The sequence below is a fragment of the Fischerella thermalis PCC 7521 genome (genome assembly GCF_000317225.1).
GTDB classification, from domain to species: domain Bacteria; phylum Cyanobacteriota; class Cyanobacteriia; order Cyanobacteriales; family Nostocaceae; genus Fischerella; species Fischerella thermalis.
In genome coordinates, this window is sequence record NZ_AJLL01000076.1 from 1 (window position 1) to 14,695 (window position 14,695).

Sequence of the window (14,695 nt, forward strand, 5' to 3'; positions counted from 1 at the left end):
GTTACAGAGACGCCTTTGCGTCTCTACAATTTTGTTGAGTAGACCAATTATTCCTTAATGTTAAAAGCCCTCAAATAAATCTCGTGGAATCGAGCTAAAGTCTAAAATTCCACAGCTTAATTATGTCTTCTGGCAGATGTGCGATCGCACATAATCGCTAATCTTAAACTTTCGCAAGTTAGAGTTCTGTTAGTCTATCTATTGAAGCAATGGCAGCAGGAACGCCGGTAATTGCTAGTGAGGTGGGGGGATTGCAACATACAGTGGTGCATGGTGAAACCGGACTGTTGGTTCCTCCCCGCAACTCCAATACCTTGGCGATCGCAATTCGGCATCTGTTGGAAGATCCTACACTCCGGCAACGCTATGGCAATGCTGCACGTCATTGGGTTCGAGCTCGTTTCAGTACTCAGGCTGTCACTACCCAATTTTACGAACTCTACCAATCTTTAACACTTGCTACATTTGTCCAAGAAATAATTCAAACTCAATCACCGGCAATCAAGTAAATAAATATAGGTGAGAACAGCAGACATTAACTAGTAATTTTTAGCTTACTTTCGCTTCTCGCGGTGAAATTTCTATTTAATTGCTAGGGGTAGCGTAAACCAAAAACTTACTCCACACTTATGGTTACTATTAACGCCAATTTCACCACCGTGTGCCTTAATAAGTTGTCGAGATAGATACATCTTTAAGCCAATACCTGTAGAAAAACGTGCTTGTGGCTCGTGGACATATAACTCGAATAAGCGATCGCATTCCAGTTTACTCATGTGAATACCGTGAAATTGAACGGTACAAAGAATCATGTCAGCTTCTACTTTGGCAGTAAGTAGCAGATCTAATCCTGGTGGATTAGTTTGGAGAATATAAGTAAATAAATCAACAAAAAATTGATGTAATTTTACAGAATCAGCAGTTACTAACGGTAAATCTTCAGCAACCAATGTTTTTAATTTTGCCTGATTCTGCCTTAACATCGGCTCTACATTTTTGATTACTTCTCCAATAAATGTATTAAACTGGATAATTTCTTGGTTAAGAATAATTCCCTCTACTTCAGTTGAATGTATCTCCAGTAATGAGTCAATCATTCGCAGTTGCCGATCATTACCTTGAATCATACGTTCAATTATTGAACGAGGAATGGGGATAGGGGAGGTGGGGGGAGGTAACGAAGAAAGATTACTTTCTTGTCCCCCAAGTCGTCTCCCTTGTCTCCCACTTTTAAGTAAATTCTTCAACACCATCAAATTACCCATTACCGTAGTCCGCAGATCATGAGAAACTGCATGTAAGAAGACGTTTTTGACTCGGTTAATTTCTTGCAATTCTTGCATTTTCTGCTGTAATTGAGCAGTGCGTTCTTCCACCTGCCGTTCTAGATTATTGTTGAGCTGTTCTAGTTCTTGGTAGAGTTGCGCTTGCTGGATAGCAATAGCTAGTTGTTCTGAAATCTGCTGGAGTAAATCAATTTCGATTTGTTGCCAACAGCGTGGTTTAGCACAAGAATTAGCAATTAATACCCCAAACAATTCTTTACCTAGCATAATTGGTACAGCCAAGCTAGCTTTAGTTTGAAATTGCTGATAGAGTGCTGCTAGGTGGGGAGATACTTTCGTTTGGGTGATGTCTTCAACCACACGTACCCTATCTGTCAAAAGTTTTGTTCTTAATTCTTGCAAAAGAGTTTCATCTTTTTTCTTCCAATTCAGGACAGATGGATATTGTGGATTTACCGACTCGGCGATCATTTTGAATAAATCACAGCTATCATTGAGGGCAATAAATACCCTATCTGCTTGCAAAAATTCCCGAACTTCGTTGACAGTTGTTTGTAAAATTTCGTTGATGTTGAGAGATTGACGAATTCGCATTAATGTTTCTGTCAACAAGCGATCGCGTTGAGCTGATAGGCGTAATAATTCCTCTGTTTGTTTACGCTCAGTGATATCGCGGCTGACTGCAAGTAGGCAGGGAATACCATCTAACTCAATAACTTCTGCCGCGACTTGTACTATAATAATTTCGCCAGACTTCTTACGAAATTTAATTTCTTGGTTACGAATAGCTCCTTGAGCTTGTAACTTTTGGATTAATTTTGTGCGATCGCTTGGGTTTACCCACATGTTCAACTCAAAAGCAGTCCGCCCAAGGACTTCTGATGGTTGATAACCACTAAGTTGGACAAAACTCTCGTTAACTTCTATGTAGCGTCCTTCTTTAAGTGTACTAATTGTGATTGGATCAGGACTGCAACGAAAAGCTTTAGAAAATTTTTGCGCCAAACTTTGCAAGGCAATTTCTGTTTTTTTGGGTTCTGTGATATCTCGAACAATAGCTAGGACTTCGTTTTCACCACTTTTGACTAACCGCGCCTGATAATCTCGCACTCCCCAGGGTGTTGACAGTTGGTATTCACAAACTTGTAAAGTGTTAGTAACCAAAGTTTTAGCGATCGCTTCTTGCTTGATCAAAGCTACATTGGCAGGCAAGATTTCCCACAATTTTTTACCGACAATCTCTTTTGTTGTATACTCGCCTTTGAAATCTAAATACTCTCCATCACGGCTGATACAAAACACCATATCAGGGATAGCATTGACAATCGCCTGATAGCGCGCCTCAGCCTGAAGCAATTTTTCCTCCCTGAACTTTCGGTTTGTAATTTTCATCAGCAACCCATCCCAGGTAAACAATTAAAAATAAAAAATTAAAAATTGGGAAATTCTGTGGTTTTGGTTATTTCTACAAGTAAATCTACTTTCTTAATCTTGGACTAGAAACTAATACCAATTTAAAAAATGATTACGAAAGATGGATTAATATCAGTCCAGATACACAAAGCAATTCCCGATCCGTCTTGAAAAGCTTTAAAGTTTCCTCCAGGACGTTAGTCTACGATAATCCAGGCTTTGTCCGTCTAAGTCTGGACGCAAAGCCTCTACAAACTTTTCGTAAAATCCAAAATGATATAAAACCAGCTTGTTATTTGTCTACTCTTGTACATTTAAGCGTAGATTTTCCTGAGTGCGATCGGATTCACCCAAAAGGGTGAATCACTTGTGTGAGGATGATTCGACTTCTTGTAACAGTCGAATTAACCCGCTTGTGTTTCTGGAGTAGGGTGATGGGGAGGTGGGGAGTGTGGGGAGTGTGAGGGGTGTGAGGGGTGTGTAGACGCGCAAGCGGCTTCCCGTAGGGTGGAGTGTAAGGGGTGTGAGGGGTGTGAGAAGTGTGAGAAGTGTGGGGAGTATTAAACAACTGTTGACTACTAATGTACAGACGCGGTTAATCGGGTCTCTAACTACTAACCACCAACCACCAACAAACAACAACCAACTACTAACTCTCAAACCAAGTAATTACTGCTACTCATATAGATGTGTTTAATGCCATCTAATTTAAATTTGTTGAGAATAAAACTAAGTTGTACTCAGTAACAATACTGAAGTTATATAATACTTTAGCTAGAAGATAAGGTATAATGCTAAAAACTTAGTCATTGAGCTTCAAAAGCCTAATTTTCAATCATTTTATTGTTTAATAAAGTCTTTATTATTAGTGTCTGGATTAGCGTTAATATAGTGTTTTTAGAAAGTCAATGTAATATTTTTTTCCTTTTCTGGATAAAAATATAGCTAATAGACGGTTAATAACCGCTATGAAAATGCCTTTAGTATAAGATGGGTCTCTACCGTGATAATACTTAAATACTTGCTCGTAAAACAACAAGTACTGATTGATGTCACTGAAAGCGTGCGTATATTGTTGTCCAAATTCAACAGGATTAGTTTTTATCAGCTGTTGCGATCGCTGGACAATGAGCAAAAGTTCGTAGCAAGTGCTTTAGTGCTTCATTTCAGGCTAAAAGACTTGATTGAGACAATAAATCTCTTGCAAAAGTGGCTGTTGTCAGAGTTGGGTAAAGGGGAAAAGTTAAAGATTGAAGGGTTTTTATTTTCCTTTACCCCAACTTCTGCAAGAAGTTTAGTGTGTGAAAGTGTTGATTTGCAAGAGCGGGGTAGTGGAAGAGTGCAAAGGTAATGCACCTGTTCCAAACGCTGCTGTTCAAAGTCTGGAGAACTTTAAGATCCGCCATCCATATCGAAAAACAGTCAAAATAGATCAATCCCCAAGCTGTTTAAGCATTAATATGAGAACGCAAGGGCAAACGATCAAAATTATTGATTATCGCCAAGAGAATGCAGCAGATGCGTTTGTACCGAAACCCGCTGTTCTCTCTAGTTCCGGCTGGGACGGTATCCATCTTGAACTTCATCAACAGCCAAAGTTTGACATAGCTGAACATCAGCACACAATGCATGTTGTTGTTCAAGGGTTTGCCAATTCATCACTTTCCGACTCATCAGGAGAACGATGGTTGGATGGAAAGATGATAACAGAAACGCGCAATCACGGAGATATTGCGATCATTCCTGCGGGTATTTCCCATCGCTGTAATTGGAATACCTCAGTCCAGTTTATGATTTTGGCAATTGAGCCTACACTTCTCAAACAAGTTGGTCAAGATTTGGTTGATGGCGATCGCATTGAACTTATCCCCCATTTTATGACTCGGCAAGATACCTTGATCCAAGGTATTTTCTGTGCCTTACGAGAAGAATTAGAGTCTGGTAAAATCGGGGGTTATTTGCTGATTGATAGTCTGAAAACGACATTAGCCATTCACCTATTACGGAACTACTGCACCACTCAACCTAAGCTTTCTAGCTATGCGGATGGATTATCCGCTCTCAAGCTGCAACAGCTGAGGGAGTATATTCATGAACATCTGCATGAGGACGTCAGGCTAAGTAAGATTGCAGCGATCGCCCAGATGAGCCAATATCACTTTTTGCGTCTGTTCAAGCAAAGTATGGGTGTAACGCCCCACCAATACATTTTGCAATGTCGGATCGAGCAAGCCAAATATTTGTTGCAACACAGCAAACTCAGCATTGCAGACATTGCTGTCAGGGTAGGTTTTTGCGATCAAAGTCACTTGACTCGATATTTCAAGCGCATCATTGGCGTTACACCTAAACAAGTCTTGCAAAGGCGATCGCAATAATTTACTAAAATCCTGCAACTTTTTTCTAGAGTTCTGTGTACCAATTTTTCTACATTGGGATGGAACTGCGCTCAGCCGAGACTAAAGATGATACAACAAACAAATATCGCAATTAACACAACAAAAGTCAAAATACCCAACAACGACTTAGAAATCGATGCTTACTTAGCTCAACCCGCACATCAACCCGCACATCAGGGAACCTTTGGAGCTATTATAGTTTTTCATGAAATTTTTGGAGTTAACAGTCACATTCGAGAAGTCACCGAACTCATCGCTAAACAAGGTTATGTAGCGATCGCACCCGCGTTGTATCAACGTATTGCTCCTGGTTTTGCAGCTGATTTTAGCCCAGAAGATATTGGATTTAGTCCAGAAGCTTATCGACTGGGCTTGCAATATTATCAACAAGTAAAGTATCAAGAAATTTTCAGCGATATCCAAGCGGCGATCACTTACCTCAAAACCTTACCCAATGTTAAAGATAATGCAATTGGGTCTATTGGTTTTTGTTTTGGTGGTCATGTTGCTTACATGGCTGCAACGTTAAGCGATATCCAAGCCACAGCTTCTTTCTACGGTGCTGGGATTACCACTTCTAGTTTTGGTGAAGACACTCCTACTATGAATCGCACCTCTGAAATTAAAGGTACAATTTATATGTTTTTTGGTACAAGAGATACCTTTGTTTTCCAAAAGGAAAACAAGCAAATAGAGGCAGAATTAAAGAAACATCAAATCAATCATCGTATATTTCGATACGACGCAGGACACGGATTCTTTGCTGGATTGTTTGTAGATAAGTACCCATTTCTAAAGCAACACCCAAGTTATAATCCAGAAGCTGCTCCTGATGCTTGGCAACATGTTCTAGAACTCTTTCAAAACAACCTTATCATGTCCGCTTGAATACTTATACTATCCGTTGGAGTGGGTAATGGGTAATTAAGATACTGATAATTTTCCAATGTCTCATGACCAAGCTTTATATCGTAAGCAATTAGCCGGACTTGATATGAAACTAAAAAATCAAAATTCTCCTCCTAAAGGAAGAGCAATATCATCCGAAATCCGAAATTACACTGGAGAATGTATGAGCAGTCAAAAATAAAGCAAACACTTTCTTTGTGCATGAAAAAATTTGGTCACAACTAATGAAGACAGTAGGAAAAATATTGCGGAAATGGCAAAAAAAAGCTGTTTCTGAACAAACTAAAACCCCAATAGCAGATTACATTGCCAATGATTACCAAAATTGGCGTAATAACTTTTTATTGGCAGAGATTAGGTTTATTGTTATGGCTGGCGTTAATTTGCATTTTAACGTTTACATTGCGAGACGTTTATAACTTTTTCTTTCCTCTCAAAGAATTTCAAAACTTACCAGAGGTACTTAGAACTCAAGCGCTAGTTATGGACATTGCTATGCTGCTGAATCTGGTTTTGTGCATGGCTTTACGTCAAACAAAATTTGGTCGTCAGCATCCAGGAATACTATTTTTAGGGTCATCTTGGTCAATAAATCTCATACCCCAAATTTTTGCAACTCTCAAAGGTTTTGCACTACCTGACACCTTGGCTTGGTCGCTTTTGTTCCTCAGCCAAGCCACATTCATCCCGGTATGCTGGAAACTGCATCTGATCTCTCAACTAGGGTTATTTGTTTACTATTTTGGTCTAAATACAGTTCTGGGGTTAAAATTACCACTGCCAGAACATCCGGAATTATATAATGTTACTTTTATTTTATACTTGTTCTGGTTTTGTGCTATTTGTAACCTTGGCGTTTATCTCTATGATTGCCTGCAACGCTCTGAATTTTTTGCCCGTAAAGAACTTGAATTTGCCTATGATAAACTGAGAGTTGCAGAAGCTAAATATCGCAGTATATTTGAAAACGCTGTTGAAGGCATCTTCCAAAGTACCCCCGATGGACGTTACATTACTGCTAACCCTGCATTAGCACGTATTTATGGATACTCATCACCGACAGAGGTAACAACAAATTTTACTGATATAGAAAATCAACTTTATGTTGACCCCCAGCGACGTGCAGAATTTGTGCGTTTAATTGAAGAATATGGAAAAGTGTCTGAGTTTGAGTCACAAATTTATCGCCAAGATGGTAGCATCGTCTGGATTTCGGAAAAAGCATATGCAGTTCGTGACGAAAGCGGTAAGCTACTCTACTACGAAGGATTAATTGAAGATATCACCAAGCGCAAGCAAGCTGAGGCGGCTTTACAAGAACAGCTCGATTTTTTACAAGTTTTAATTGATACTATTCCTACACCAGTTTTTTATAAAAATGCTGAAGGTTTTTATCTAGGTTGTAACAAGGCTTTTGAAGAAGCTTTGGGATTTACAAAAGAGCAAATAGTAGGTAAATCAGAGTATGATATATCACCAAAAGAATTAGCTGATAAATATCAGCAAGCAGATACAACTCTATTTGAACAACGGGGTATTCAGAGTTATGAAGATTCAGTGGTATACAAAGATGGCAAAAAACATGATGTAATTTTTTACAAAGCAACTTTTTCTAAAGCAGACGGATCTCTTGGCGGTTTAGTGGGAGTAATTTTAGATATTAGCGATCGCAAACGTACAGAAGAAGCACTCAGAGTATTTGTCCATGCAGTCTCCCACGACTTACGTAACCCAGTTTTGGGTACGCTGATGGTATTAAATAATTTGCTTTCACAAGGACAAGGGGGACGACTTGGGGGACAAGAAAGTAATCTTTCTTCGTCATCTCCCCATCACCCCATCACCCCACTGCCCCTCCTCCCCTCCTCCATTCCCGTTCCTCGCTCAATTTTAGAAAGGATGAAAAAAAGCAGTGAGCGACAACTAAATTTAATTAACTCACTAATGGAAGCTCATATAAGCGAAGTGCAAGGTATTGTTTTGCAACGTCAACCAGTAAAATTGCACAAAGTTGTCGAAGATGCGATCGCTGATCTTCAACCAATGTTGACAGAAAATCAAATCAGTCTAACCAATTTAGTTAAAGATGACCTACCCTTGGTAAATGCCGATCCAACGCAACTATGGCGAGTATTTTCTAACTTAATTGTGAATGCAGTCAAACATAATCCGCCAGGGTTGGATATTACCATTAATGCGATCGCCCAAGGTGATCAAATTTATTGCACAGTTGTCGATAATGGCGTGGGTTTGAGTCAAAAACAGTCTGAGAGGTTATTTGATTTATACTTCCGGGGTAGCAATAATCGCAATTCTGTGAGTTTAGGATTAGGATTATATCTTTCTAAGCGTATAATCAACGCCCACGGCGGCGAAATTGGTGTAAATAGCACACCAGATCAAGGCGCAACCTTTTGGTTTACCTTACCCGTTATCCATGATCCTTAACTTCCAATCGCACCACAGCATTATAATCTGGGACACCTTCGCGCGATCGCTTGCTTTTATCTAGCAACACATTTCCCTCTGGCCAGTGAATCTGTAAATTACCAGGCTGAATCGGCGCAATATATACTCTACCGTGAAACTCTCCCGACTCATTTTTGAGAATCACCGCATCTCCTGCTTTCAACCCCAATTTGTTTGCATCCCCAGCATTCATGAACACTGCTTCCCGGAATGCACCAGTAATAGCATCTTTGCGTTCTTGTACCATACTATTAAAATGCCCATACTCCAGACAAACACGGCTTTTTGGGCTTCCCCTACGATTTTGGCAAAGGCGTACATCTGTTCGCGAGTACTACCTGAAAGTTTCTCTAACTCTTCCCAAGATTGATGAGCAAGAATTGCTTCCAGTTCTGTAAAACCGGTGGTGTAGCGGCTAATAAACGACTCGTCTACCCAACTATTGGCAATCATATGCTTGATGACGCCATTTAAAAATGCTATGTCGCCACCCACGTTTACCAAAAAGAAATCTTCGGCGAATTTAGTACCAAACAAAGCACTTTCAGGAATAGAGGGAACCCAGTAGCGTTCCATTCCTGGTTCGCGGTAGGTGTTAATCACAACAATCTTTGTACCTGCTTTCTTGGCGTAATGCAGATACTTGACAGTTACAGGCTGGTTATTAGCTACATTTGAGCCAATGAAGACTAATAAATCAGTACCCACCCAATCTTTATAGGAACAGGTAGTCGCACCCACACCTAAGGCTGCTTTCAGTCCGGCGGTACTGGGAGAATGGCAAATACGAGCAGCATTATCAATATTATTTCCATCGCCCGCACAGCTTTTTGGATCGCGTAGTAAGTTTCGTTAACAGTGCCGCGACTAGTAATGTAGAAACTGAGGCGGTCTGGTGTAGTAGCACGGATACGAGTAGCAATTACATCTAAAGCTTCATCCCAGCTAACTTGACGGAACCCTTTTTCTCCACATTGGCGGATCATGGGATAAGGGAGACGTCCTAATTGCCTTAGTTTAGCACTTTTATGCATCTGCAACTGTCCCACATCTGCCAATAATTCGGGGTTAAGGGCTGGCATTGTGTTCATACGTAATAACCGCAATCGAACATTACATAGATGTATTCCATCTAACGTCCAATCTCGCATTCCGGTTGTACCTAAGGCGCAACCGTCACAAACTCCCTGATTAAGAATATTCCAAGCATAGGGTAAGCGATCGCGCGACAACCAAATAGCTCGAAATACCTCAAAATAGTTGTTCGGATATTGTTCCCCTATACCAAATGGCTTCCAACTTGCCCAGTTCGATGGTGTCCAACGCTTTTTTGGTTTCCGTAACATAACCCCGGATGTAGTAATAAATTCAAAAGCTTTATTTACATGTTTTATGATGAGTTTATCTTATCAAAGATAATTTGATTTTATTGATGTATAAATTGTGAACTTTAGTTGGGAAATATAAGCCTATGCATAAGCTAAATGACTTATGCATCATGACATAGTGGTTTAACTTTTATCAGCTAAATTTCGGTGTTTCACTATCCGGATTTATTGTGATTTATTACATTTTCATTGGCAACAAGTAATCAAATTTGAGATGAATGTCAAAAAAATGTATTTGTTAATGCTGGATTAACTATTTTTGAAAAAATTGTCAATAAATTTAGACAAGAGAGTTAACAATGCTATTTGATCCTTACTAGTGAACGTGGTAGTGGTAGATAAAAACATTAATGCCCTCAGCTACCAACATATTCTTTAAAAACAGCCAAAATGTCTGGGCTGATGGTGAAATTACATGAAGTAATCTCAACGTAACGATATCCTTGATCTTCATGACTCAAATGCAGACTGAGATAACTATATGGCTGATAGGGCATTCTGTCCGCCCATTCAATCGCCACTATTCCTGGCGCAACCTCAACGCCTTCCCAGTAGGTTTCTAAGTTTAAAGCTGCTACTTCTTGCGGCTCTAGGCGATACAGATCTAGATGATAGAGAGGAAGCCGCCCTGTTGTATATTCATTAATGAGGGTAAAAGTCGGACTAACAATAGGTTCCCTGATATCCAAGCCTTTGCCAATACCTTGTACCAGAGTAGTTTTACCAGCACCTAAATCACCTTCTAACAAAATCACAGTATTAGCACTCAGGTATTGACCCAGAATCATACCGAGCGATCGCGTTACCTCTGCATCAGCAAGAAAAATTTTCATAATTTAGTCAAAAGTAATTGGTTAGTAGTTAGTGGTTAGTAGTTGGTTGTCTCCCCATCACCCCTACCCTACGGGAAGCCGCGCAGAGCGCGTCTACACCCCATCACCCCGTCTCCCCACCCCAACCTTATCTGGCGTGATGCGCTACTGTACCACCGCAATAACACCTTTGCTAATTTTTGGGGATCATGGCGCACGCAACCTGTGTCATCTTCGTGCATGACGTTAGCTAAAACAATCCTTCGTCCTAATTTGGTGACATCTTCGCGATCTAAAAAGACAGGATGGGAGTTTTGTTGTGCGTAACGTATCAGGGCGCGTTCTGAGGGAGATTTTTTGTGTACCAACACAGCATTAAATAAACGTCTACCACTGCAAGCAGCATCAATTGCCCGAATATGGTCAGCAACACTAAATCCTTGGGTTTCTCCTGGTTGAGTCATGATGTTGCAGACATAAATACAAGGTGCAGCTGACGCGGTGATCGCATCAGCAATTTCTGGCACTAAGAGATTAGGAATGACGCTAGTATAAAGACTACCAGGCCCCATAATTATATAGTCAGCTTCCTGAATTGCCTTAATTGCCGCAGGCAAAGCAGGTGGATTCACAGGTAGACAACCAATCTTCACAATATTACCTCCAGCTGCGGTAATTTTAGACTCCCCTTCTATACGACGACCATCAGCCAGTTCCGCCCACAAACGCACATCACTGAGAGTTGCTGGTAAAACTTGTCCCCGGATGGCGAGTACTTTAGAACTAGCAGCAACCGCCCGTTCCAAATCTCCGGTAATTTCACTCATCGCAGTTAAGAACAAATTACCGAAGCTGTGACCAGTCAAACCATCGCCGACTTGAAAACGATATTGAAACAGTTCTGTGAGTAATTTTTCTTCATCCGCTAAGGCTGCCAAACAATTGCGAATGTCCCCAGGTGGTAAAACACCAAATTCTCGACGCAAGCGCCCAGAAGATCCGCCATCATCAGCGACAGTAACAATAGCAGTAATATTAGCGCTGTAACGCTTGAGTCCTCTTAATAAAGTGGAAAGTCCCGTACCGCCTCCAATCACAACTATTTTTGGTCCTCGGTACAGTCGACGATGGGCTAACAGCACATCCACTAATTCTTCGTCACTATCAGGTCGTAGGACTTCAGTAATTGAACCGACTGTGCGGGTTTGTCCCCAAAGCAGCAACAACAACCCACATAGCAAAACTAAAGGCCCACTAATATAGTTGGGTATGATCTCAGTGATTCTTCCCAGAAAACCCCTCACTAATTCCAGCGCCCAGAAAATCGGCGTTAGCTTAATCCAAATTGCCAACCCCAGAGATGCTAGTAACACACCCCCGATGCTAATTAACAACCAACGTTTTACCGATAGTCCTGGTGATAACCATTTGAACCACTGATTAACTCGGTGGGGAGTGCGGCGGCGCGACTGCTTTTGCAAAGCGTTAAGGGCTTGCCTGAAAAAACCAATTGACATACCTAAAAAAAAGCGTTGATAAAAACTAATGATTAACAGAAAATTTACACTACCTGGTTCATAACTCAAATGTCGGATTATGACATTTGTGATGACACAAAAGGGTGTAAGGATTGATTAAAGGACTTAGTATTTTCCCCCCTACCCTACACTCTTATACCCCTAATAGATTCAAAGCACCCTGTCAAAGTTGCCGTTCTGCCCGATAAAACAATATTCTGGTTGAGTTAATTTGAAATTAATGGAAAAGCGAATTTTAGGATTAGATCCAGGTTTAGCAACCTTAGGATTTGGAACAATTATCTGCAATTCAAGCCAAGCCCAGCAGCGAGATACTACAGTAGATATGCTAGATTTCGGTGTGATTAGTACAGCAGCTGACACGGAAATGGGACATAGGCTACGTACATTGTACGAAGATTTACACACTTTGATTGAGGATTTACAACCCGATTTGGTAGCAATTGAAAAACTATTTTTCTATCGTATGGGGAATACTATCTTAGTTGCTCAAGCCCGGGGCGTAATCATGCTAGTTTTGGCGCAACACAATCTTCCGTATTTAGAGTTTACCCCTGCTCAAATTAAACAAGCATTAACAGGGTACGGCAATGCAGAAAAATGCGAAGTTCAACAAGCCGTAGCGCGAGAGTTAAATTTAAATTATATTCCTCGTCCAGATGATGCCGCAGATGCTTTGGCAGTGGCTTTGACGGCCTTGTTCCAGTATTGATGATGTAAGTAAACAATTACGAACAGGTAAAAAGTCTGAAGCCACAAGACTTTATATCATATTCTGTTGAATACTTATACTGTCGCGTAGGCTGGTAATTGGTAATAGGTAATTGGTGAGACTACTTGCCGTCTTGGCTTATGCCGAGATGGCAAAGTAGCGAACCCGAAGGGTAATGGGGAAAAACCAATGACCAAAGAGCCAGTGTTGCAAAGTTATCTAATTTCTACTCCCCTTTCCTTGGCAAAGAGAGGGGTTGGGGGTGAGTTTCCGCCACCGCTTCACTGCTAGTTGCAACTCCTCCAACAACCAACTATCAAACTGCGGATAAACTGGCAACCTCGGTACTAGCTCCCATCCCGCAGGTTGTAAAATTTCTCTTAGCTCCTGCTCTTGAATATGCGGATAATCAGGGTTTACTTCATCTTTGGGGCCAATTCCACCTAAATCTCTCGCGCCAGCTTCTATACATGCGAGTAACAATTGCTGATCTTTAACTAAATTCGGCGGAATTTGGATAGTAATATCTGAGGGTAAAATTTGACGTGCTTTGCAAATAACCTCTGGTAGCTGGTTGGGATCAAAGGGCGGCGCATCAAAGCTTTGCTGATTTCCAGGACTGTGGGGTTGGAGGATGACTTCTTGAATGTGATGATAACGTTGATGGAAGTTGGCTATTGCTTCCAATGTTTCCCACCAATTATTTTCCGTTTCTCCGATTCCTAACAATAAACCTGTTGTAAACGGGATTTGTAATTCTCCTGCCCATTCTAATTGTTGCAGCCTGATAGCTGGTAATTTGCTCGGTGCATGTTTATGTACAGTTTTGAGCAATTCTGGGGTTAACTGTTCTAACATTAACCCCATAGAAACGTTTACCTGCTTGAGTTTTTGCATTTCCTCAAAACTCAATGGCCCAGCATTTGTATGTGGCAAAAAACCCATTGTCAACGCTAGTTTACACAAATCATAAATTTGCTGAAACCATGCTGAACGCCGTGATGATTGGGGATGAACTTCGCCACTAAGTATGAGAATTTCACAGACATTTTGAGTTTGCAGTTGTTTCAAAATATTTGCTGCTGCTGCTACCCTTAGCCAAGGACTTTTACCCGGGTCTGTACGAAAATTACAATAGGTACAAAGATTAAAACATTCATAAGTAGGAACAATAGTGTAAGCAGGACTGTAGGTAATTATGTTCATAGGTATTTGGCAGTGCGTGATAGCAAAGTTATAACGGGTATGAGGTCTTCACCTCAGTGCTGCTACAAAAACCGATCCAATCAAAATGGCAACACCGGAGGATAAGGATTGTACTTCTGTGTTTGTCCGTAGCTTCCAACTAGATTTGTCCCATCAGCAACATCATCTTTTGTGTCAATTATTATAAAGATGTCCAAAAAACTCTCATACGCACGCAAGCGGATTTTCCGAATCTTTGCGACATGTATACACTAGCCATCCAACTTCAGAAAACTCAGGAACAGCAGTAGGCTTCCGCAAAACAAGTCCAGATCCGCAATTATCTCTTTACTGGATGTATCTAAGGATTAGATAAACACTTGGCTCTTGATATCGAGCAAGCAGTGCCATTCGATTTTAGATTTTAGATTTTGGATTGGTTCCACACATGAATCTAGATGAGGATTAAGGACGAATATCATACCAGAAGTAGATATTTCTGAAAAGACTTTACAAACCGCAATATGTACTTTAAGATATGTAACAGGGTAGAAAAACTACCTGCACATCATAAGTAAATCTTC

General features: G+C 40.7%; 11 protein-coding genes and 1 pseudogene. 5 read left to right on the plus strand and 7 right to left on the minus strand.

What is annotated here, in order from left to right; all coding sequences use genetic code 11:
- Positions 1-209 precede the first annotated feature (209 nt).
- Positions 210-509, plus strand: a complete 300-nt coding sequence (locus tag UYK_RS0116015) for a glycosyltransferase (protein ID WP_009454939.1) — start codon at positions 210-212, stop codon at positions 507-509.
- Positions 510-581: 72 nt separating this feature from the next.
- Here UYK_RS0116015 and UYK_RS0116020 read toward each other — a convergent pair whose 3' ends face one another.
- A complete protein-coding gene (locus tag UYK_RS0116020) occupies positions 582-2,678 on the minus strand; it encodes a sensor histidine kinase (protein ID WP_009454940.1) in 2,097 nt (698 codons plus the stop codon).
- Between the two features lie 384 nt (positions 2,679-3,062).
- Positions 3,063-3,359 (minus strand): hypothetical protein, encoded by a 297-nt coding sequence (locus tag UYK_RS26575; RefSeq protein WP_162138646.1) that lies wholly within the window; start codon positions 3,357-3,359, stop codon positions 3,063-3,065.
- 800 nt (positions 3,360-4,159) lie between these two features.
- Here UYK_RS26575 and UYK_RS0116030 point away from each other — a divergent pair.
- From UYK_RS0116030 to UYK_RS24315, 3 genes are all read left to right on the plus strand, one after another.
- A complete protein-coding gene (locus UYK_RS0116030) occupies positions 4,160-5,077 on the plus strand; it encodes a helix-turn-helix domain-containing protein (RefSeq protein ID WP_009454942.1) in 918 nt (305 codons plus the stop codon).
- 87 nt (positions 5,078-5,164) lie between these two features.
- Positions 5,165-5,986: a dienelactone hydrolase family protein gene (locus UYK_RS0116035; RefSeq protein WP_016871763.1), complete on the plus strand. Its 822-nt coding sequence runs from the start codon at positions 5,165-5,167 to the stop codon at positions 5,984-5,986.
- 540 nt (positions 5,987-6,526) lie between these two features.
- A complete protein-coding gene (locus UYK_RS24315) occupies positions 6,527-8,455 on the plus strand; it encodes a sensor histidine kinase (protein WP_016871765.1) in 1,929 nt (642 codons plus the stop codon).
- On the opposite strand, the gene UYK_RS27865 is transcribed toward UYK_RS24315, so the two are convergent.
- From UYK_RS27865 to UYK_RS24325, 4 genes and pseudogenes are all read right to left on the minus strand, one after another.
- Positions 8,439-8,723: a molybdopterin dinucleotide binding domain-containing protein gene (locus UYK_RS27865; protein ID WP_009454945.1), complete on the minus strand. Its 285-nt coding sequence runs from the start codon at positions 8,721-8,723 to the stop codon at positions 8,439-8,441. The two genes, UYK_RS24315 and UYK_RS27865, sit on opposite strands and share 17 nt — an antisense overlap.
- Positions 8,666-9,822, minus strand: a pseudogene (locus tag UYK_RS24320) (molybdopterin-dependent oxidoreductase). Before UYK_RS24320 ends, UYK_RS27865 begins: the two are co-directional and overlap by 58 nt.
- A 398-nt stretch (positions 9,823-10,220) precedes the next feature.
- Positions 10,221-10,697, minus strand: coding sequence for a bifunctional alanine racemase/tRNA (adenosine(37)-N6)-threonylcarbamoyltransferase complex ATPase subunit type 1 TsaE (locus UYK_RS0116060; protein ID WP_009454948.1), 477 nt, complete (start codon positions 10,695-10,697; stop codon positions 10,221-10,223).
- A 68-nt stretch (positions 10,698-10,765) separates the two neighbouring features.
- Positions 10,766-12,193, minus strand: coding sequence for a gluconeogenesis factor YvcK family protein (locus UYK_RS24325; RefSeq protein ID WP_040469346.1), 1,428 nt, complete (start codon positions 12,191-12,193; stop codon positions 10,766-10,768).
- A gap of 241 nt (positions 12,194-12,434) precedes the next feature.
- Here UYK_RS24325 and ruvC point away from each other — a divergent pair, with 241 nt between their 5' ends.
- Complete coding sequence (ruvC, locus tag UYK_RS0116070; RefSeq protein WP_009454950.1) at positions 12,435-12,926, plus strand: crossover junction endodeoxyribonuclease RuvC; 492 nt, start codon at positions 12,435-12,437, stop codon at positions 12,924-12,926.
- Positions 12,927-13,145: 219 nt separating this feature from the next.
- On the opposite strand, the gene cofG is transcribed toward ruvC, so the two are convergent.
- Positions 13,146-14,132: a 7,8-didemethyl-8-hydroxy-5-deazariboflavin synthase subunit CofG gene (gene cofG / locus UYK_RS0116075; protein WP_009454951.1), complete on the minus strand. Its 987-nt coding sequence runs from the start codon at positions 14,130-14,132 to the stop codon at positions 13,146-13,148.
- Positions 14,133-14,695 lie beyond the last annotated feature (563 nt).